Raw genomic sequence first — 21,480 nt, 5'->3', positions numbered from 1 at the left:
GCCAGGACGGCGAGGGTGTCGGCCAGGCCGGGGACGGCCAGCAGGCCCGCGAGGTCGCGGACCAGCTTCCCGGTCGGGCCGTCCGGCCGCTCCCCGGCGAAGAAGCCGGCCAGCTCGGCGGCGAGCGCGGGCTCCCGGGCGGCGGTCAGGGTGAGCGCGGCGACGAACTCCTGCACCAGGTGCAGTTGCAGCTCCTCCAACGGCACCGAGCGGTCGGCCAGCCACTCCAGCGAGGTGATCTCGGCGTTGGCGATCCAGGCCCGGACGGTCAGCCGCAGCCCCGGGCTGGGCGAGGGGAGCGCCAGGTGGCCGAGGATCTGCTCGTGCGCGGCCTTCCGGACCTCGTCGATCACCGCCGAGGTGTTGGTGCTGGCGGTCACCGAGCCGCCGCGCAGCAGCGCGGCGAAGCCGGGGCCGTGGCTCTGCACGAAGTCCAGGTAGCGGCCCATCACCCGGTACAGCCGCTCGGACAGCGGGCCGTCGGCCGGCTCCTCGAACCGGGCGGACAGCTCCCGGCCGGCCCGCCGCAGCGACTCCTCGTAGATCGCCTGCTTGCCCGGGAAGTAGTGGTAGACCAGCGGCCGGGAGGCGCCCGCGGCGGCGGCGATGTCGTCGATCGACACCTCCTCCGGCGGGCGGTGGCTGAACAGCTCCAGCGCGACGGCGATCAGCTGCTCGCGCCGCTCGTCGACGCTCAGCCGCCGGCGCGGCCGCGCGGACTTGCCCGTCCCGGCCGCCTGGTTCGCCTTGCCGGGTCCGGCCGTCCGGCCCGTCCCGACGGCTCCGCCCGCCTCGCCCGCCTCGACCGCCGGTTCCGGTGTGCCGGTCGGCGCGGACCGCCCGGTGCGCTCCGGACGGTCGCCGCGCGCGGGCGCGGAGGAGGGGGCCGACGGCGTGCGGGATGCCATGCGCGCCACCCTATCGGCCCGGGTCAGGGACGGTCAGGCCCGGTCAGGTCCGGTGGTGCTCCAGGTAGCGGCGGTACGCCTCCCTGCCGTCCGGGACGAACTCGTCCCGGGCCAGGCGTTCGGCCAGCTCGGCCGGGGTCAGCCAGGCGTGCCAGGCCACCTCGGACTCCTGCGGGTCCACCGGCCCGTCCCACTCGGCCTCGTGCACATCGGACCACCAGCTGAGGCCGTCGCCCCGGAAGACGAAGCGGAACAGCGGGCGCGGGACGATGCCGCTCACGCCCAGCTCCTCCTCGGCCTCCCGGACGGCGGCCTCCTCGTACGTCTCGCCGGCGCCCACCACGCCGCCGACGAACATGTCGTGGGCGCCCGGGGCGAACAGCTTGGTGTCGGTGCGCCGGTGCACGAAGATCCGCCCGGCCGGGTCGCGGACCAGGACGAAGACGCACCGGTGCAGCAGCCCCCGCCGGTACACCTCCCCGCGGGTCTCGGTCCCGATCACCCGGTCGTGCTCGTCGACGACGTCCAGCAGCTCATCGGCAGGATTGGTCATGCCCGACAGGTTAGGGTTTCCGGGCGATTCGCGGATACACGAACGATGAACGTACGAACGATCGACGAGGACGGGGACGGCGCGCGGTGGTGGAGATCTGGGGCGAGACGGCCGAGGGCTTCGAGCCGGTGCGGGAGGCCTTCGCCCGCAACTTCCGGGACCACGGCGAACTCGGCGCGGCGTTCGCGCTGTACGTACGGGGCCGGAAGGTGGTCGACCTGTGGGGCGGCGACGCCCGGCCGGAGGTCGGCGGCCGGCCCGCGCCGGCGGTGCCGTGGACGGCCGACACCGCGCAGGTGCTGCGCTCGGTCACCAAGGGCCTGACCGCGACCACCGCACTGCTGCTCGCCGAGCGCGGGCAGCTCGACCTGGACGCCCCGGTCGCCTCCTACTGGCCGGAGTTCGCGGCGGCCGGCAAGGGCGGGGTGCCGGTGCGCTGGCTGCTGTCGCACCAGGCGGGCGTGCCCGCGCTGGACGTGCCGCTGCGGCTGGAGGACGTGCTCACCTGGGAGCGGGCGGCCGCCGCGGTGGCCGCCCAGCGGCCCGCCTGGGAGCCGGGGACCGCGCACGGCTACCACCCGTACACCTTCGGCTGGCTGGTCGGCGAGGTGGTGCGCCGGGTCTCCGGACGGACCGTCGGCCAGTACTTCGCCGAGGAGATCGCCCGGCCGCTCGGCCTGGACCTGTGGATCGGGCTGCCGGCCGGCGCCGCGCCCAGGGTCGGCCGGCTGGTCGACCTGCCCGCCCCGCCGTCGGCCAGGACCGGGCCGAGCGGCCTGCGGCTGCGGCCCAAGCAGTCGGTCCGGGACGCCTACCAGGACCCGTCCTCGCTGACCGCGCGGGCCTTCGCCTCGGTGCGCCCCGGGGTGGACCTCAACGACCCGGCGGTGCAGGCCGCCGAGATCCCCGGCGCGGGCGGGATCGGCACCGCGCGCTCGGTGGCGCGGTTCTACGCGGCACTGATCGGCGAGGCGGACCGGTACGGCAGCGGCGGCGGGACGCTGCCGCCGCTGCTCGGCCCGGAGGTGCTGGCCCGCGCGGTCGGGCCGGTGGTGAGCGGCCCGGACCGGGTGCTGATCGTCAACTCGACCTTCGGGCTGGGCTTCTTCCGGCACAGCCCGACCGCGCTGATGGCCTCGCCGGCCAGCTTCGGGCACCCCGGCCGGGGCGGTGCGCTGGGCTTCGCCGATCCCGGGCTCGGGATCGGCTTCGGCTACGTCACCAACGGCATGCAGCCCGGTGTCACCGGGGACGTCCGCTCCCGCGCGCTGATCCGGGCGGTGCGGGAGTCGCTCGGGGTGTCCTGACCCTCCCCGGCCGTCCCCGGTGACGGGGCGCCGGAGGTCAGGCCTGGCCGGTCTCGAAGCGGCCGATCCGGCCGTGCTCGACGGTGAAGCGCCAGGCGGTGCGCATCTCGCCCCAGGTCTCGTTGCGGAAGTCGGCGACCAGCGCCCGGCCGCCGTCGGACTCGGAGCGGACCTCCATGTGGCCGCGCACGGTGAAGATCTCCCGGTCGATCCAGTCCTGGAGGTCGCGGTCGGAGCCGTCGTCGGACATCGTGGCGTCGGGGGCGAGCAGGTCGACGAATGCCTGCCGGTCGCCCGCGTTGATCGCGGTGACGGCGGCGCGCACGGTCGGGTCGGTCAGTTTGGCGGTGGCGATGGCCATCCGGTCTCCCAGGAGTCGAAGCGGTGGGGACTCCTGTTTAGGGCGTCGGACGGGACACGCCGCGCATGTCGGCGGCGCGTCGGAGATTTCCGGTGATTCATGTGCTTACATCCCGATACGGGTGATTTGCCCTCAGGGGTCCCCGAGACCGGGCCACGGGGAGTGGCGTACGGAGTGGGAAGTCGGCCGGACCGACTTCCCACTCCGCGTTCCGGGCCCGTCGGCGGTGCCGGTCGGCGGTGCCGCCTTCTCGGTGCCGGGGGCGGGGCCGGTCGGTCAGAACAGGCCCAGGGCCTGCGGGGAGTAGCTGACCAGGAGGTTCTTGGTCTGCTGGTAGTGCTCCAGGACGGCCTTGTGGTTCTCCCGGCCGATGCCCGAGTTCTTGTACCCGCCGAAGGCCGCGTGCGCCGGGTAGGCGTGGAAGCAGTTGGTCCAGACCCGGCCCGCCTGGATGGCGCGGCCCGCCCGGTAGGCGGTGGTGCCGTTGCGGGTCCAGACACCGGCACCGAGGCCGTACAGGGTGTCGTTGGCGAGCGCTATCGCGTCGTCGAAGTCCTCGAAGCGGGTGACCGCGACGACGGGGCCGAAGATCTCCTCCTGGAAGATCCGCATCCCGTTGACGCCCTCGAAGACGGTCGGCGTCATGTAGTAGCCGCCGGCCAGCGAGCCCCCCAGGTCGGCCCGCTCGCCGCCGGCCAGTACCTTGGCGCCCTCGGCCTGGCCGATGTCGATGTAGGAGAGGACCTTGCGCAGCTGCTCGGCGCTGGCCTGCGCGCCGACCTGGGTCTCGGTGTCGAGCGGGTTGCCCTGGCGCATCGAACGGACCCGCTCCAGGCCGTCCGCGAGCAGCCGGTCGTAGATCGAGGACTCGATCAGCGCCCGGCTCGGACAGGTGCAGACCTCGCCCTGGTTGAGGGCGAACATCGCGAAGCCCTCGACCGTCTTGTCGTAGAAGGCGTCCCGCTCGGCGGCGACGTCGGCGAAGAACAGGTTGGGGCTCTTGCCGCCCAGCTCCAGCGAGACCGGGATGAGGTTGCCGCTGGCGTACTGCGCGATCAGCCGGCCGGTGGTGGTCTCGCCGGTGAAGGCGATCTTCCGGATCCGGTCGCTGGAGGCCAGCGGGCGTCCGGCCTCCAGGCCGTAGCCGTTGACCACGTTGAGCACGCCCGGCGGCAGCAGGTCGGCGGTCAGTTCGACCAGCAGCAGGACGGAGGCCGGGGTCTGCTCGGCGGGCTTCAGCACGACCGCGTTGCCCGCCGCGAGGGCCGGCGCGAGCTTCCAGATCGCCATCAGGATCGGGAAGTTCCACGGGATGATCTGGCCGACCACGCCCAGCGGCTCGTGGAAGTGGTACGCCACGGTGTCCTCGTCCAGCTGGGAGAGGCCGCCCTCCTGGGCGCGCAGCGCGCCGGCGAAGTAGCGCAGGTGGTCGACCGCGAGCGGCAGGTCGGCGCCCAGGGTCTCGCGGACCGGCTTGCCGTTCTCCCAGCTCTCCGCGACGGCGAGCCGTTCGAGGTTCTGCTCGATCCGGTCGGCGATCCGCAGCAGGACCTGGGCGCGTTCGGCGGGCGGGGTGCGGCCCCAGGCCGGGGCGGCGGCGTGGGCGGCGTCGAGGGCGGCCTCGATGTCCTCGGCGGTGCCGCGGGCGACCTCGGTGAAGACCTCGCCGGTGACCGGGCTGGGGTTCTCGAAGTACTGGCCGAGGACCGGGGGCGTCCAGCGGCCGCCGATCCAGTGCTCGTAGCGGGGGCGGTACTCGACGATGGATCCGGGCTGTCCGGGGGGCTGGTAGACCGGCATGCTCTGGTGCCTCCTCGCGCTGTCGGGGCGCCGCACCGGCGCGTGGGCCGGGCGGTGCGCCGGGCCGTGCAGGGCGGCCCGGCGGAGGGTACGGACACACACGCGGGTCGGGCGTGCCCCGCTCCGGGGGCGCCCGCCGAGCAGCACCCTAACCGGCGGGCGGCCGGTTCGGCTACGGTCCGTACGGTGCCCGTCCACGGAGGGTGGCGCATTCCGGCCGCCGCGCTTCGGTCCCGGTGCCTGCTCGTCGGCCTCGGACGGGAACGCACCGGAGGCGGGCGGGCGGACGCCCCTCAGGCCTCCTGGTAGCGGCCGGTGCGGCGCTCCCAGCTCAGGTAGCCGGCCAGCCAGGTGACCAGGCCGTCGGCGTAGCGCTGGGCGACGATCCGCTCGACCCGGGCCAGCCCCAGCTCCCGGTACACGTCGGGCAGCCGTTCGTACAGCTCGCGGCAGCGCTCGGCCATCAGCTGGGCCTCGGCCATCACCACCGCGCAGGCCGACTCGGCCGAGCAGTCCCGCTCCCGCTGGACGATCATCACCAGGTTGTTGACGTCGCCGCGCGGAGCCTCCAGCGGGAACGAGCGGACGTCGTTGGTGAGCGAGGGGATGTCGGCGGCGAGCTGGCGGATCTGACGCAGCACCGGGTGGTGCAGGACGGCCGGCGGGACCTCGAAGTGGCCGAGTCGCTCGACCATGTCGAAGATGGTCTCCATCGCGGCGGTGCCGCGCCGCAGTACCTGGTAGCCGGCCCGATCGGGAGGGCGCGGGCTTATCCGGCCGGCCGCCTCGGCGGGGTGACTGGCCAGGTAGTACTCCCAGTTGTACGCGGCGCGCGCCTGCCAGCGGGCCGGCATGCCCTGGACGCTGCGCTCCCAGAGGTCGGCGAACGCGGTCTCCACGGGCGAGTCCCGGTCGGGCCGGGCGCCGTGCAGCACGGCCACCAGCCGGTCGCAGATGGGGGCGACCTCGGCGGGGCGGCGGCCGAGCGGGCCGTCGAACTGGTCGTCGAACAGGAAGTAGAAGCCCATGAGGTCGGCGGCCAGGGCGAGTTCGTCCGGCCCGGCGTCGGGGTAGCCGAGGGCGGCGAGGTCGACGACCTCCCAGTGCGCGTAGGACGGGTGGGTCGGGTCGGCCAGCAGCGGGTGGCGGGTGAGCCAGGCGCGGTGCAGTTCGGTGGCGTACGGCCCGTGGGCACTGCGACGGTACGGGAACGGAATCTGAAGTGAGGTGTCGTCAGACATCGGACTCCCGGAGCTGCGGAGGGTGGGGGCGCTTAAGGTATTACTGCTGTCAGTGGGGGAGTTGGGGTTGCGCGGCCGGTTGGTGACGGATTGGCACGACATGATCAACTTGGCCTGCGGGCCGTAGAGTATCCGATGCAATGATCCGACGTTAGGGATATAGGGCAATTGCCCTCGGCAAGCTCGCCGAACCCTCGATCTCGGCCCCCGCCTGCGTGAATGCGCTCCACCGCACCCCCGGCGGCGCTACTCTCGGCTCCACGAGCAGGGAACGGCGAGGCGGAGGCGCGACGGTGACCGAGCGGGACAGCGAATTCCGGGCGGAGGCGACGACCGGCGCGCGGGAGGCGGAAGGCGCCCCCAGCCGGGTCAGGTTGCGTGACCGTGACGCCGAACTCCGCTCCGCCGAGGCGGCGGTGGACAAACTCTGCCGCGACTTCGCGGCCGGCGGCACCGAGATCGGCGAACTCCTCACCTTCTCCGGCCGGCCCGGCATCGGCAAGACCAGTCTGCTGCACGAGGTCCGCCGGATCGCCAAGCTCCGTCCCAACGCCACCGTGCTGTTCGCCCGCGGCGGCGAGCGCCAGTTCAACGAGCCGTACCACGTGCTGCGCCAGCTGCTCCAGCCGGTGCTGGGCAGCCTCGAGCCCGGCGAGTTCCGCCAGGTGATGGGCACCTGGGAGGAGGTCGTCGGACCGGCCATGGGCCTCAAGCAGCCCAAGAAGGGCGCCCGCCGCCTCGACCCGCAGGGCGTCCGGGACGGCCTGGACTTCGTCCTCACCCAGCTCGCCCCGCGCCGCGCCCCGCTGGTGATGCTCGTCGACGACCTGCACTGGGCCGACCTCGAATCCCTCGGCTGGCTGGCGCAGTTCGCCGTCCGGGCGCGCGAACTGCCGGTCCTGCTGGTGTTCGCCTACCGCGACGACACCGCCGACTGGCAGCAGGAGTCCCAGGACCACCACCGCGCCGTCGCCGCGCTGGCCACCCGCCGGCACGAGCTGAGCCGGCTGTCGCTGGTCGCCGTCACCGACATCATCCGCGCCGAGCTCGGCGACCGGGCCGAGGACGCCTTCTGCTACGAGTTCTGGAACGTCGTCAACGGCAATCCGTTCGAGGCCGTCGCCCTGCTCGACCAGGTCCGCGACCAGTCGCTCGACCCGGTCGAGGAGAACTCGCTCCAGCTCCGCGAACTCGCCGTCGACGCCACCGGGATGACCCTCAAGTCCTGGCTGGACCGGCTCGGCGCGGCCACCCTGCGGTTCGCCTGGGCCGCCGCGATGCTCGGCACCGACATCCGGCCCGACCTCGCCACCCGGATCTCCGCCCAGTCCACCGAGGGCGCCCGCGAGTCCGTCAAGGAACTGCGCAAGCAGCGCGTCCTGACCGCCACGCCGAACGGCAACCTCGAATTCGTCCACCCGCTGATCGCCAGCTCGATCTACAACACCATGCCCGAGGCCACCCGCACCGGGATGCACGGCGTGGCCGCCGCCGAGATCGAGAACGCCGGGCTCGGCCTGCTCGCCGCCTCCCGCCACCTGGTGGAGACCTTCGCGGGCGAGGGCGACGACCGCACCGTGCGCAAACTCCGCCGGGCCGCCTCCGAACACCTGCTGATCGGCGCGCCCGAGGCCGCCCAGCGCTGTCTGCACCGCGCGCTCGCCGAACCGCCGGACGACCAGGACCGCGCCGAGGTGCTCTACGAGCTGGGCTGCTCGGCCCTGCTGACCGACCCGGTCGCCACCGTCAACCAGCTGAAGCTCGCGCTCGACCCGGAGGAGGGACCGCTGCGCCCCTCGCTCCGGGTGGACGCCACCTTCCGGCTCTCCGAGGTGCTGGCGCACAGCGGCGAGCTGCGCCAGGCCGCCCTGGTCTGCCAGCAGGAGGCCGAGCACACCTACGGGGACCCGGCGGGCCGGCTGCGGCTGGAGGCCGCGTCGTTCATGTGGCACGCCTTCCGCAAGTCGGAGGAGGACGGGCCCGCCCGCTCCGCCCGGCTGGGCGCCCTGTGCGAGAGCCTCACCGGGCGCGAGGCCGCCGACCGGGCGGTGCTGGCGCTGCGGGCCTGGGACCTCACCCTACGCGGCGCGCCCTCGAACGAGGTGCTGCGGCACGCGGACGACGTGCTGGACAACGGGCGGCTGCCCAAGGGGCTCGGCTGGACCGACAACATCTGGGGCTTCGAGCTGCCTGCCACGCTCGGCCTCTCCTACACCTACAACGACCGGATCGCCCAGGCCGAGCGGCTGTTCTCGGACGCCATCGTCCAGTTCGAGGTGGCGGGCTGGTCCGGCGCCCACCGGGGCTTCGCCTACTTCCTGATGGGCCTGGCCCGGTTCCGGCGCGGTCTGCTGGCCGAGGCCGAGGACTTCCTGCGCCGCGCGCTGCGGCTCTCCGAGCGGATCGGCTCCAAGCTGCCGCTGGCCTGGGACGCGGTCGGGGTGCTGATCGACACCCTGATCGCCCGCGGTCGCAGCCAGGAGGCCTGGGAGCTCGCCCTCGACTTCGGCTTCCATCCGCCCTACCACGCCACCGCGATGGTGCTGCCGGCCGCGGCCTCGCTGTACGGCAAGCTGCTGCTCGCCGTCGGGCGGCCCGCCGGCGCGGCCGCCGCCCTCACCGAGGCCGGCGCGCAGCTGGACATCCGGGGCTGGCACAACACCGTCTGGGCGCCCTGGGCCGCGCACCTGGCCATCGCGCTCGCCGAGGACGAGCCGGAGCGGGCCCGCGACTACGCCCGCCGCTCGGTGGCCGACGCGGAGCGGTTCGGCACCGCCTCGGCGATCGGGACGGCGCTGCGGCTGTACGCCCAGATCGAGGACGGCCAGCAGGCGGTCGAACTGCTGGAGCGGGCGGTGGCCCACCTCGGCCAGTCGCCGGCCGGCTACGAGCACGCCGTGGCGCTGGTCGACCTCGGGGCCGCGCTGCGCCGGGTCGGCCGGCTGGAGGACGCCCAGGAGTACCTGTACCAGGGCATCGAGCTGGCCCAGCACTGCGCCGCGGACGGGCTGGTCGACCGGGCCCGGCGCGAGCTCGCCAACTACGGCCTGCGGCCGAACCGGCTGGGCGATGTGCGGGAGACGCTCAGCCAGCCCGAGTGGGACGTCGCCGAGCTGGCCGTCCGGGGTGTGTCGCCGCAGCGGATCGCCGACCGGCTGGCGCTGCCGCTCAGCCTGGTCAACCGGCGGCTGGCCGCGGTCTACCGCAAGGCGGGCAGCGGGCCCGACGGTCTGGCAGCCGCTCTCGGGCTGGCGCCGGAGCAGCGGGCGGTCGAGCCGTGGACCCCCGAGCCGCGCGACGGCTCGGACCCGGTGGAGCCGTCGTCGGCGCTTCCGGAGCTCCGGGCGCGGCCGGAGCGTGCCGAGCGGTCGGACGGGCCCGACCGGCCCGACCGTTCCTGACGGTTTTCGGCCGGGGCCGATTGGGACTGATCGGAACCGGTCGGAACTGCTCGACCCCTGGTCGGTCCCGGAGCGCCGGGCGGTGCCCGGGCGGCGCGCGCGGGCCCGATGAGCGCCCTGCCACCCCCGCGGCTGACTAGGCTTGACGCCGACCCGGGCCCGTACGGGGTCCGGGCGGTACCCCGGTCAAGGGTGGGCACGCACCCCGTGGCCCGCCAGTGAGGAGCAGGCCATGGCGACGCCCCCGGCGAACGGGTCGCGGACCACCAGCGTGCGGCGCGAGCCCCTGGATCCCTCGGGAGCGGGCTCCGCGATCGAGCGTTGGACGCTGCGGGCCGGCCCGTACGAGGCGAGCGTGCTCACCCTCGGCGCCACCCTGCACACCCTGGTCGGCCCCGACCGGGACGGCCGCCCCGGCCAGGTGCTGCTGTCCAGCGACCGGATCGCCGACATCCTCGGCCCGGCCCGGCACTACGGCACCGTGGTCGGCCGGTACGCCAACCGGATCGCCGACAGCCGGGTCGGCCTCGACGGCGAGGAGCACCCGCTCGCCCCGACCGGCGGCGGGGTCACCCTGCACGGCGGCCCGGACGGCTTCGCCAACCGGATGTGGGCGGCCGAGGAGCTGCCCGACGGCGTCCGGCTGCGGCTGCACAGCCCGGACGGCGACCAGGGCTTCCCGGGCGCGCTGGACGTCACCGTCGACTACACCCTCGACACCTCCGGCGAGCTGGCGATCCGCTACCACGCGGTGACCGCCGCGCCCACCGTGGTCAACCTCACCAACCACGCCTACTTCAACCTGGGCGGCGAGGGCTCCGGGGACGTCCTCGGCCATCTGCTCACCCTGGACGCCGACGGGTACACCCCCGCCGACGGGCGGCAGATCCCGTACGGGCGGATCGAGCCGGTGGCCGGCACGCCGTTCGACTTCACCTCCGCCCGGCCGATCGGCAAGTCCGTGCACGACGAGCACCCGCAGCTGACCGGCCCCGGCGGCTACGATCACAACTGGGTGCTGCGCCCCCGCCCGGCGGACGGCGCCCCGGCCCGGGCCGCGCGGCTGGAGGACCCGGTCAGCGGGCGGACCCTGGAGGTGCTGACCACCGAGCCGGGGATCCAGGTCTACACGGCGAACGGCTTCCGCGGCGCGGTCAGCGGAGCGAGCGGGGTGCCGTACGGGCCCTTCTCCGGGGTGGCGCTGGAGACCCAGCACTTCCCGGACTCCCCGCACCACCCGGACTTCCCGAGCACCGTGCTGCGGCCGGGGGAGGAGTTCCGTTCGACCACGGTGTTCCGGCTCGGCACCACCGGCTGACGGGGGCGCTGCAAGAGCCTTTCACCACGGAGGGTGGCCCCGGCGGCAACTGTCGACCGGGGCGAACCGGACAAAGCGCCACAACTCCCTTGCCTGTCAACTACCGTGCGGCAACGTGAAGGACACGTGGGTGTAACGATCGCTTTTTCTTGCAGAAACTTGCTGCAAGGGCTTTCCGCGACTGTTGCCCCGCTGTTAACTTCCTTCCCGAGCCCGGCGGCAGCAACGGTGCGGTCGGCGCGAGGCAAGGCAGCCATTATGCGCCTGTCTCCCACTATTTCGGGCACCCCCACCCTCCAAGGAGTTCTCATGCGGCGTGGCATCGCGGCCTCTGCCCTCGTTGTGGCCCTCGCGGTCTCGATGGCTGCCTGTGGCAGCAGCGGCTCCAGCTCGGACGGCAAGGCCGACGGGCCGGTCACCCTCACCTACTGGGACACTTCGAACGCCACCAACGAGGCGCCGAACTACCAGGAGCTCGTCAAGAAGTTCGAGGCGGCCAACCCGAACGTCAAGGTCGACTTCGTCAACGTGCCGTTCGACCAGGCGCAGAACAAGCTCCAGACCGCCATGGGGGCCAAGGGCGCGCCGGACGTGTTCCGTTCCGAGGTCGGCTGGACCGCCGCCTTCGCCAAGGCCGGCTACCTGGAGCCGCTGGACGGCACCCCGGCCGCCGCCGACTCCGCCAAGTTCCAGCCCAGCCTGATCCAGCAGGCCAGTTACCAGGGCAAGCTCTACGGCGTGCCGCTGGTCACCGACACCCTCGGCCTGCTGTACAACAAGGAGATCTTCGCCAAGGCCGGCATCACCGCCGCCCCCACCACCTGGGACGAGCTGAAGACCGTCGCCGCCACCGTCAAGGACAAGGCCGGTGTGGACGGCTTCTGGCTGAAGGCCGCCGACGGCTACTACGCGATGCCGTTCCTGTTCGGCGAGGGCACCGACACCGTCGACGCCAAGGGCAAGAAGATCACCGTCGCCGGCCCCGAGGCCGTCAAGGGGATCGAGACCTACAAGTCGCTGTTCACCGCGCCCGGCACCGCCAAGGCCGACGTCACCACCGACGCCTACGCGCACATGATGGACGCCTTCAACAGCGGCAAGGTCGCGGCGATCGTCCAGGGCCCCTGGGAGATCACCAACATCTACAAGGGCTCGGCCTTCGCCGACAAGGCCAACCTCGGCATCGCCCCCGTCCCGGGCGGCTCGGCCGGCAAGGGCGGCGCCCCGACCGGCGGCCACAACATCTCCGTCTACGCCGGTGCCGACGCGGCCCACAAGGCCGCCGCCGAGAAGTTCGCCGCCTTCATGACCTCGGCCGAGAGCCAGGCGTTCATCGCGCAGAAGAACTCCACCCTGCCGACCCGCGACGACGCCTTCACCCCCGAGGTCAAGGCCGACCCCGGCATCGCCGGCTTCCAGTCGGTGCTGTCGAGCGCCAAGCCGCGCCCCGAACTGCCCGAGTACAGCTCGCTGTTCGCCTCGCTGGGCACCAACCTCGGCAAGGTCGTCCAGGGCACCTCGACCCAGGACGGTCTGAACACCGTCGCCACCGACTACGCCAAGCTCCTCCCGGGCTTCACCAAGTAGTCGATCCACCGCAGCCGTCCGGCCCGCCGACCCCCGGCGGGCCGGACGGCCGGACCCGTAGCAGCAGTCGCCGAAGCGAGGCGGCGGACCTCCCCGAGAAGGTGTCGAAAATGTCAGTCGCCGTGCAGGGCGCCACCGGCCAGGGCAGCCGGCAGCGCGATCCGCGTCCGGGCCTGATGGAGCGCCTCAAGCGCTCGTACGCCAAGCACTGGTACGCCTACGCGATGATCGCGCCGGTCGTGCTCGTCCTCGGCGTCCTGGTGCTCTACCCGCTCGCCGAGGGACTCTGGCTCACCCTCACCGACGCCAACAGCCTCAACGCGGCCAGGAAGATCGGCGTCAACGAGATCCCGGCGAGCTACCACTTCGTCGGCCTCGACAACTACGCCGACATCCTCTGGGGCCCCGGCTCCTACGACCGGTTCTGGTCGCACTTCGTGTGGACCATCTCCTGGACCGCCCTCTGCGTCGGCCTGCACTACACCATCGGCCTCGGCCTCGCCCTGCTGCTCAACCAGAAGCTCCGCGGCCGCGCCGTCTACCGGATGCTGCTCATCCTCCCCTGGGCCGTGCCGACCTTCGTCACCGTCTTCTCCTGGCGGCTGATGCTCGCCGACGGCGGCGCCGTCAACGGCCTGCTCTCCGCGCTGCACCTGCCCGAGCCCGGCTGGCTGGACGACCCGCTCGCCCAGAAGGCCGCCGCCGTCCTGGTCAACACCTGGGTCGGCGTGCCGTTCATGATGATCTCGCTGCTCGGCGGCCTCCAGTCGATCCCGGCCGAGCTGTACGAGGCCGCCGAGATGGACGGCGCCACCGCCTGGCAGCGGTTCCGCCACGTCACCCTGCCCGGGCTGCGCACCGTCTCCTCGACCGTCGTCCTGCTCGGCGTGATCTGGACGTTCAACCAGTTCGCCGTCATCTTCCTGCTGTTCGGCGCCAACGGCGCGCCGGACGCCCAGCTGCTGGTCACCTGGGCGTACCGGCTCGGCTTCGGCCAGCAGCCCCGGGACTACGCGCAGTCCGCCGCCTACGGCGTGATCCTGCTCTCCATCCTGATCGTCTTCACCGGCTTCTACCGCCGCTGGCTCGCCCGCAACGAGCGCGCGAACGGCTGACCCGGCGAACCGCACGACCACGAAGGAGGCACCCCGATGAGCACCACCACCGACCGACCCACCCCCCGCGCCGCAGCCCGCACCGCGGTCCCCGCCGCCCGGCCCGCCAAGGTCCGCGGCCGCGGCGAGAGCGGCCCGCTCGCCAAGACCCTGATGCACGGCGCGCTGATCCTGGCCAGCCTGGTCGCCCTGTTCCCGGTGGCGTGGATCCTCTACGTCTCGCTCGGCCCGGACAAGACCGACTACCTGCACCCCGGCGAGATCCTCGACAAGATCACCTTCTCCAACTACCGCACGGTGCTGTTCGACACCGACTTCATGAGCTGGTTCGGCAACGCCTTCCTGGTCTCCGGCGTCACCACCGTGTTCGGCGTGATGATCGCGGCCTCCACCGGCTACGCCGTCTCCCGGATGCGCTTCCCCGGCCACAAGCCGCTGATGTGGTCGCTGCTGGTCACCCAGATGTTCCCGATCGCGGTGCTGATCGTGCCGATGTACACGATCCTCTCCCGGCTCGGCCTGCTGGACAGCTACCTCGGCCTGATCCTGGTCTACTCGACCACCACCGTGCCCTACTGCGGCTGGCTGCTGAAGGGCTACTTCGACACCATCCCGGTGGAGATCGACGAGGCCGGCCGGGTCGACGGGCTCTCCCCGTTCGGCACCTTCTGGCGGCTGGTGCTGCCGCTCGCCCGCCCGGGCCTGGCGGTCGCCGCCTTCTACTCCTTCCTCACCGCCTGGGCCGAGGTCGCCTTCGCCTCCACCTTCATGCTCAGCTCCGACAAGTACACGCTGGCCGTCGGCCTGCAGACCTTCGTCAGCGAGCACGACGCCCAGTGGAACCTGATGGCCGCGACCGCGGTGCTGATCGCGATCCCCTCCTCGGTCCTCTTCTACCTGGTGCAGCGCCACCTGGTGACCGGGCTGACCGCCGGCGCCTCGAAGTCCTGACCGCCGGGGCTCCCACGTCCTGACTGCTCCTCCTCCACCCCCAAGGGATACCGTCCATGACCCAGAACCTGGCCGACACCTCCCGGCCCGCCGCCGACGCCACCGCTCACGAGGCCGGTGCCGGCGCGGACAGAGGCTGGTGGCGGGACGCGGTCATCTACCAGGTGTACCCGCGCAGTTTCGCCGACTCCAACGGCGACGGCATGGGCGACCTGCCCGGCATCCGCAGCCGTCTGCCCTACCTGCGCGACCTCGGCGTGGACGCCGTCTGGCTCTCGCCGTTCTACGCCTCCCCGCAGGCCGACGCCGGCTACGACGTGGCCGACTACCGGGCGGTGGACCCGATGTTCGGCACCCTGCTGGACGCGGACGCGCTGATCCGCGACGCCCACGCGCTGGGCCTGCGGATCATCGTGGACCTCGTCCCCAACCACTCCTCCGACCAGCACGAGTGGTTCCAGCGCGCCCTGCGCGAGGGCCCCGCGTCCCCGCTGCGCGAGCGCTACCACTTCCGTCCCGGCAAGGGCGAGAACGGCGAACTGCCGCCCAACGACTGGGAGTCCATCTTCGGCGGCCCGGCCTGGACCCGCTCGGAGAACCCCGACGGCACCCCCGGCGACTGGTACCTGCACCTGTTCGCCCCCGAGCAGCCCGACTTCAACTGGGACAGCCCGGCCGTCGCCGACGAGTTCCGCTCCATCCTGCGGTTCTGGCTGGACATGGGCGTCGACGGCTTCCGGATCGACGTCGCCCACGGTCTGGTGAAGGCCCCCGGCCTGCCCGACCTCGGCGGCGGCGACCAGCTCAAGCTGCTCGGCAACGACGTCATGCCGTTCTTCGACCAGGACGGCGTGCACGAGATCTACCGCAGCTGGCGCAAGATCCTCGACGAGTACCCCGGCCGGCGGATCGGCGTCGCCGAGGCCTGGACCCCGACCGTCGAGCGCACCGCCAACTACGTCCGCCCCGACGAGCTGCACCAGGCCTTCAACTTCCAGTACCTGGGCACCTCCTGGGACGCCGCCGAGCTGCGCGCGGTGATCGACCTCTCGCTCGACTCGATGCGCCCGGTCGACGCCCCCACCACCTGGGTGCTCTCCAACCACGACGTCACCCGGCACGCCACCCGGTTCGCCAACCCGCCCGGCCTCGGCACCCAGATCCGCACCCCCGGCGACCGCGCGCTCGGCCTGCGCCGCGCCCGCGCCGCCACCCTGCTGATGCTCGCCCTGCCCGGCTCCGCCTACGTCTACCAGGGCGAGGAGCTCGGCCTGCCGGACGTCACCGACCTGCCCGACGAGGTCCGCCAGGACCCGTCGTTCTTCCGCCAGGCCGGCCAGGACGGCTACCGCGACGGCTGCCGGGTCCCGATCCCGTGGTCCGGCGCCGAGGCCCCGTACGGCTTCGGCCCGGACGCCGGCGGCCCGTCCTGGCTGCCGCAGCCCGCCGAGTGGGCCGCGCTCAGCGTCGAGGCCCAGACCGGCGACCCGACCTCCACCCTGGAGCTGTACCGCTCCGCGCTGGCCCTGCGCCGGGACACCGCCGACCTCGGCGCCGGCCAGGAGGTCGAGTGGCTGGAGAGCCCCGCGGGCACCCTGGCGTTCCGCCGCGGCTCGTTCGTCTGCACCGTCAACACCACCGGCGCCCCGGTCGCGATACCGGCGCCCGGCCGGCTGCTGCTGACCTCCGCCGGCGCCGACCCCCGGGTCGTCGACGGCGAGGCGGTGCTGGCCGCGGACAGCACCGACTGGTGGGCGGTCTGACGTGGTTGCAATAGGCTCTGGGACCGTGACTACGGCGCGACTCTCAGACATCGCGGCGCAGGCGGGGGTCAGTGAGGCCACCGTCTCCCGCGTGCTCAACGGCAAGGCGAACGTCTCCGCCGCCACCCGGCAGACCGTGCTGGCGGCGCTGGACGTGCTCGGCTACGAGCGGCCGACCCGGCTGCGCCAGCGCAGTGCCGGGCTGATCGGACTGATCACGCCGGAACTGAGCAACCCGATCTTCCCGGCGCTGGCCCAGGTGATCGAGCAGGCGCTGAGCCGGCACGGCTACACGCCGGTGCTCTGCACCCAGACCCCGGGCGGCTCCACCGAGGACGAACTGGTCGAGATGCTGGTCGACCGGGGCGTGGCGGGCATCGTCTTCGTCTCGGGCCTGCACGCCGACAGCACCGCCGACCACGACCGCTACGCCCGGCTGGCCGGGCGCGGGGTGCCGTTCGTGCTGATCAACGGTTACAGCGAGAAGATCGACGCGCCGTTCATCTCGCCGGACGACCGGGCCGCGATGTGGATGGCCGTCCAGCACCTGGCCGAACTCGGCCACGAGCGGATCGGGCTGGCCGTCGGGCAGCGGCGGTACGTCCCGGTGCTGCGCAAGATCGAGGGCTTCACGGCGGCCCTGCGGGAGGTGCTCGGGCACACCCGGGAGGAGGCCGAGGAGCTCGTCCGGCACACGCTGTTCAGCGTGGAGGGCGGGCACGCGGCGGCCGGGGCGCTGCTGGACAAGGGCTGCACGGCGATCGTCTGCGGCAGCGACATGATGGCGCTCGGCGCGATCCGGGCGGTCCGTCAGCGGGGCCTGTCGGTGCCGCAGGACGTCTCGGTGGTCGGCTTCGACGACTCGCCGCTGATAGCTTTCACCGAGCCGCCGCTGACCACCGTCCGCCAGCCGGTGGAGGCGATGGCCAACGCGGCCGTGGACGCCCTGCTGGAGGAGGTCGGCGGCAACGCCGTCCAGCGCGGGGAGTTCATGTTCCAGCCGGAGCTGGTGATGCGCGGCTCGACCGGGGGCCGCGCCCGCTGAGGGCAGCGACAGCACGAGGGACAGCACGAGGGACAGCACGAGGGACAGCACGAGGGGCCCGGGAGCGAACCGCTCCCGGGCCCCTCGGCGTTCCGCTCTGCCCTCCGCGGAGGTGCCGTCCGCGGGCCTGCCTCGGCCCCCGGGGGAGGAGCGACGACTCTCCCGGGGGCCGAGGTACTACCGGATCAGACCCGGCCGGCGAAGTCCGGCGCCCAGTTGGCGACGGTCTGGACCCGCACGCCCGAGCTCGGGTTGGCGGCCTCGACGTACTTGCCGTCGCCGATGTAGAGCGCGACGTGGTAGACGCCGGAGTCCTGGCCGTTGTTGGACCAGAACAGCAGGTCGCCGGCCTTGAGCGAGTCCAGCGAGACGTGCGTGGACGCGGCGGCCTGGTCGGCGGCGACGCGCGGGACGGAGATGCCCGCGGCGCGCAGCGCGGCCTGGGTCAGGCCGGAGCAGTCCCAGCCGCCGTTGCCGGTGCCGCCGTAGACGTAGGCCTGGCCGACCTTCGACTGGGCGAAGGAGACGGCGGCGGCCATGCTGCCGGTGGCGGCCGGGGCGGGGGCCGGGGTCTCGGCCTTCGCGGCGGGCTCGGCGGCGGGCTTGGCGGCCGTCCCGGAGCCGTTCTGCGCGTCCTTGGCGCGGTTGAACCAGTCGAAGCCCTTGCCGGACTTGTCGGCGGCCGGGGCCTTCGCCTCGGCGCGGTCGCCGAGGGCCAGGTGCTGGCCCGGGTAGATGCTGTGCGGGCCCTCGGACAGGGTGGAGCGGTTGAGCTCGTACAGCCGCTCCCAGCCGCCCTGGACGTTGTTCTTGTCGGCGATGGAGGACAGCCAGTCGCCGGCGACCACGGTGTAGTCGGCGGAGGCCTCCTGGCCCGCCTGGCGGTGCCACTTCTGCCAGTCCTGGGCGCCGGTGCGCTGCTGGGCGGCGTCGGAGGCGGCCGGGGTGTCGGCCTTCGCGGCGGGCTCGGCGGCGGGCTTGGCGGCCGGCTTCTCGGCGGGCTTGGCGGCCGGGGCCGGGGTCTTGGTGGCCGGGGCGGCGGCCGAGGTGTCCACGGCGGCGGGGGTGCCGCCCTTGGTCAGACCGGCCTGGACCGAGCAGACCGGCCAGGCGCCGGGGCCCTGCACGGCGAGCACCTTCTCGGCGATCGCGATCTGCTGGTCCTTGGTGGCGAGGTCGGCACGGGCGGCGAAGGAGGTGCCGCCGAACTCGGCCCAGGTGGAGTTGGTGAACTGGAGGCCGCCGTAGAAGCCGTTGCCGGTGTTGATGCTCCAGTTGCCGGTGCTCTCGCACTGGGCGACCTTGTCCCAGGTGGCGACGGAGGCGGCCGAGGCGGTGCCGGCGGTGAGGCAGGGGATGGTGAGGCCGATGCCCGCGACGCCGAGGGCGGCGATCGCGCGGCGGGTGCGGCCGGACAGACGGGTGCCGTTGGTGGGCAGCATGAAGACGTGGTCCTCTCCCACGCCTGCGAGGTGAGCTGTCGGATTCGGGCTGGAGTTGCCCGGCCGCGCTGTGGACGCGGCTTCACCCCTAGCCCGGGTCCGGTCCGTGGACCGGTCCTGGGCGAACTACCTGTGGTTCCCCCGCTCCTGCCGTGATGTATTGCGCTGCCAGCACGCCCGACGGCAGGACTCGGCGTCGCGGACGGGCTGGGTCCGTGTGGCCACGAACGGGGAGCACGTTAAGCAGAGCCGGCTTCAAACCGCAAACATGTGTGACTACCGTCACAGTTTACGAAAGCCGTGCTGAACCGCTGTCCTTCATGATCAGAAATGACCGATTTCCAGCAACGCCCGTCATGGCCAACACAACTGCCTATGCTTCAGAGCGTCGGCGCCATGCCGGCGCCGACGCAGCCGCCCGGGGGGAGGGCTACGCACCGATGGGCATCGACGAGGAGCCGGACGCCGCCCGTCCGGCCGCCAGGCCGCGCGGGGCGCATCGCAGGGCAAAGCATCGCAGACCGGACATCCCACCCGAACCACCCCGAACTCCCGTAAGCCGCCGCGCATTACTGCGCTGGCTGGCCGTCGGCACCGCCTTCGCGGCGATCAGCGGCGAGGAGGTCCTGCGCCGCTCGCTGACCGGCGAGACCCGGCTCGTCACCCCGGCCGCCGTGGTCGGCGCCGGCCCGCCCGGGGAGGGCGCCCCGATGGGCCAGGACGGCGGTCACGGCGCCGCCCCGCCGGGCGCGACCGCCGCCCCGGGCACCGGACCCCCCGAGCCGCCCGCTCCCGCGCCCACCGTCGACCAGGGCGGCCGCCGCTGGTCCGACCGGGCCGGCTGGGGCGGCGGCCCGCCCGGACCGCGCAGCGCCGTCCGGATCACCGACAAGGTCCTGCTCGACACCGACGCCGAGGTCGGCTCCCTGCTGGTCGAGCCGGGCGGCAGTCTCACCTTCGCCGCCGACCGCACCCTCACCCTCGCCGCCGCGGGCAACGTCGAGATCCGCGGCACCCTCGCCCTCGCCCCCGACGGCGACCGGGTCCACACCCTCCGCTTCCCCGCCGTCGACGAGAAGCGCTTCCAGGGTGACGGTATGAAAGTGGTCGACACCGACGTCGGCCTCTGGGTCACCGGCGCCGGCTACCTGCGGCTGGACGGCGCCGCCAAGACCGCCTGGGTCCGCGCCGAGCGCGAGCTCAGGGCCGGCGACACCGTCGTCAACCTGGCCGCCCCGCCCGCCGGCTGGCTCCCCGGCGACGAACTGGCCGTCACCCCGACCGGCCCGCCCGACCAGGACGGCTTCGCCGCCGCCTACGACCTCGTCACCGTCCGGTCCGTCAGCGGAACCACCGTCACCCTGACCACCCCGTTGAAGTACCCGCACCCCAGGGTCGCCGCCGGAGGGGGCGTCACCGTCGGTGCCGAACTGCTCAACCTCACCCGCAGCGTCCGGGTCGAGGGCAGCGCCAAGGGCCGCGCGCACGTCCACCTCACCAGCACCCGCCGGGCCGACGTCCGGCACACCGCGCTGCGCTGGGTCGGGCCGCGCGCCGACACCAAGGAGACCTGGCGGGGCCCGGACGGCACCGCGCCGGTCACCGCGCCGGTGCTCGGCCGGTACGGGCTGCACTTCCACCGGCTCGGCGACGCCACCCGGGGCACCGTGGTCGAGGGCGTGGTCGTCCGGGACGCGGGCAGCCACGCGTTCGTGCCGCACGCCAGCCACGGCATCACCTTCCGCAGCTGCGTCAGCCACGAGACCTGGGAGGACGCCTACTGGTGGGACGGTCCGCTGGACACCCGCACTCCCCAGCAGCCCTCCGACGACATCGTCTACGAGTCCTGCGTCGCCTCCCGCACCCTGCTCGAACCCAACCCCCGGGCCTACCGGCTGACCGGCTTCAACCTCGGCGCGGGCACCGGCGGCAAGGCCGTGGACTGCGTCGCCGTCGGGGTGCAGGGCGCCACCGGTGCCTCCGGCTTCGAGTGGCCGGAGAACAGCGAGGGCGTCTGGACCTTCCAGCGCTGCCTGGCCCACAACAACCTGCAGGACGGCATCTTCGTCTGGCTCAACGCCCAGCGGCACCACGTGGTCACCGAGTTCGCCGCCTACCACAACGGCGGCTGGGGCATCGAGCACGGCGCCTACCTCAACGACTTCGACTACACCGCGAGCGTGCTGTACGGCAACGCGGGCGGGGGAGTGGCGCTGCACGCGCTCGGCCGGGACCGGGGCAGCAACTTCGACGGGCTGCTGATCGACGCCGCCGGGCGCAGCGACTTCGCGGTCTCCACCGCCCGGCACGAACTCGCCGGGGAGTCGGTCACCTTCAGCCGCAGCCGGTTCACCGGCTACCGCAGGGCCGGGATCGCCTTCCGCGCCGGTGCCGACGGCAGACCGGACGACGTCCTGGTGCTGGACTGCGAGTTCGGCGGCAACGAGCTCTGGCTGGACCCGGAGGCCGGGGCGCCCAAGAACATCCTGCTGCGCGAGGCCGGGACGACCGAGGTGCTCCAGGTCCGCCGGGCGGGCGAGGAGGGCACCGACCGGCCGCAGTGGAACGCGGCCGCCGCGTCGGTGCCGACCCTGGCGGGCCAGTCCCGGCCGGTGCAGGTGCCGGCGCTGAGGCTGAAGGACGCGGCCGCGCCCACCACCCGGGTGGGGCGGTGACGGTGCCGCGGCG

The 21,480-nt window shown here is 73.2% G+C and carries 15 protein-coding genes and 1 riboswitch; of the genes, 9 read left to right on the top strand and 6 right to left on the bottom strand.

Annotated elements, in window-relative coordinates:
* Together BI06_RS41920 and BI06_RS41915 are read right to left on the bottom strand one after the other, a co-directional pair.
* Positions 1-908 (bottom strand): TetR/AcrR family transcriptional regulator (locus BI06_RS41920; protein ID WP_082559069.1); only part of this gene is annotated, 908 nt, incomplete at its 3' end.
* Positions 909-951: 43 nt separating this feature from the next.
* Entirely contained in the window at positions 952-1,461 is a 510-nt protein-coding gene (locus tag BI06_RS41915; protein ID WP_043477359.1) for an NUDIX hydrolase, read from the bottom strand.
* Positions 1,462-1,547: 86 nt separating this feature from the next.
* Between BI06_RS41915 and BI06_RS41910 the strand changes: the two genes are divergently transcribed.
* Entirely contained in the window at positions 1,548-2,768 is a 1,221-nt protein-coding gene (locus BI06_RS41910; RefSeq protein ID WP_043477356.1) for a serine hydrolase domain-containing protein, read from the top strand.
* Between the two features lie 37 nt (positions 2,769-2,805).
* On the opposite strand, the gene BI06_RS41905 is transcribed toward BI06_RS41910, so the two are convergent.
* The 3 genes from BI06_RS41905 to BI06_RS41895 all read right to left on the bottom strand — a co-directional run bounded on the left by BI06_RS41905 (position 2,806) and on the right by BI06_RS41895 (position 6,170).
* On the bottom strand, positions 2,806-3,129 hold the full coding sequence (locus tag BI06_RS41905) for a hypothetical protein (protein ID WP_030392201.1): 324 nt from the start codon (positions 3,127-3,129) through the stop codon (positions 2,806-2,808).
* A 276-nt stretch (positions 3,130-3,405) separates the two neighbouring features.
* Complete coding sequence (locus BI06_RS41900; RefSeq protein ID WP_043477352.1) at positions 3,406-4,929, bottom strand: aldehyde dehydrogenase family protein; 1,524 nt, start codon at positions 4,927-4,929, stop codon at positions 3,406-3,408.
* A gap of 293 nt (positions 4,930-5,222) precedes the next feature.
* Positions 5,223-6,170 (bottom strand): hypothetical protein, encoded by a 948-nt coding sequence (locus BI06_RS41895; RefSeq protein WP_051742927.1) that lies wholly within the window; start codon positions 6,168-6,170, stop codon positions 5,223-5,225.
* A 293-nt stretch (positions 6,171-6,463) separates the two neighbouring features.
* Here BI06_RS41895 and BI06_RS41890 point away from each other — a divergent pair, with 293 nt between their 5' ends.
* The 7 genes from BI06_RS41890 to BI06_RS41860 all read left to right on the top strand — a co-directional run bounded on the left by BI06_RS41890 (position 6,464) and on the right by BI06_RS41860 (position 17,350).
* Positions 6,464-9,571 (top strand): AAA family ATPase, encoded by a 3,108-nt coding sequence (locus BI06_RS41890; protein ID WP_051742926.1) that lies wholly within the window; start codon positions 6,464-6,466, stop codon positions 9,569-9,571.
* Positions 9,572-9,803: 232 nt separating this feature from the next.
* Entirely contained in the window at positions 9,804-10,889 is a 1,086-nt protein-coding gene (locus BI06_RS41885) for an aldose epimerase family protein (protein WP_051742925.1), read from the top strand.
* Positions 10,890-11,198: 309 nt separating this feature from the next.
* Positions 11,199-12,476, top strand: coding sequence for an extracellular solute-binding protein (locus BI06_RS41880; RefSeq protein WP_043477349.1), 1,278 nt, complete (start codon positions 11,199-11,201; stop codon positions 12,474-12,476).
* Between the two features lie 110 nt (positions 12,477-12,586).
* A complete protein-coding gene (locus BI06_RS41875; RefSeq protein ID WP_030392207.1) occupies positions 12,587-13,591 on the top strand; it encodes a carbohydrate ABC transporter permease in 1,005 nt (334 codons plus the stop codon).
* A 36-nt stretch (positions 13,592-13,627) separates the two neighbouring features.
* Positions 13,628-14,542, top strand: coding sequence for a sugar ABC transporter permease (locus tag BI06_RS41870; RefSeq protein ID WP_030392208.1), 915 nt, complete (start codon positions 13,628-13,630; stop codon positions 14,540-14,542).
* Between the two features lie 56 nt (positions 14,543-14,598).
* Complete coding sequence (locus BI06_RS41865) at positions 14,599-16,305, top strand: alpha-amylase family glycosyl hydrolase (protein WP_030392209.1); 1,707 nt, start codon at positions 14,599-14,601, stop codon at positions 16,303-16,305.
* Between the two features lie 25 nt (positions 16,306-16,330).
* A complete protein-coding gene (locus BI06_RS41860) occupies positions 16,331-17,350 on the top strand; it encodes a LacI family DNA-binding transcriptional regulator (RefSeq protein WP_030392210.1) in 1,020 nt (339 codons plus the stop codon).
* A 185-nt stretch (positions 17,351-17,535) separates the two neighbouring features.
* Here BI06_RS41860 and BI06_RS55325 read toward each other — a convergent pair whose 3' ends face one another.
* Positions 17,536-18,813 carry a transglycosylase family protein gene (locus tag BI06_RS55325; RefSeq protein ID WP_149030653.1) on the bottom strand — a complete coding sequence of 426 codons (1,278 nt, stop codon included), beginning with the start codon at positions 18,811-18,813 and terminating at the stop codon, positions 17,536-17,538.
* Positions 18,800-18,967, bottom strand: a riboswitch (cyclic di-AMP (ydaO/yuaA leader). It overlaps the preceding gene by 14 nt.
* 265 nt (positions 18,968-19,232) lie before the next feature.
* Here BI06_RS55325 and BI06_RS41850 point away from each other — a divergent pair.
* Entirely contained in the window at positions 19,233-21,467 is a 2,235-nt protein-coding gene (locus tag BI06_RS41850) for a hypothetical protein (protein WP_043477346.1), read from the top strand.
* Positions 21,468-21,480: the final 13 nt, after the last annotated feature.

The organism is Kitasatospora sp. MBT66 (genome assembly GCF_000710405.2).
Lineage (GTDB): Bacteria > Actinomycetota > Actinomycetes > Streptomycetales > Streptomycetaceae > Kitasatospora > Kitasatospora purpeofusca.
This window is presented reverse-complemented; position numbering and strand designations above follow the sequence as displayed.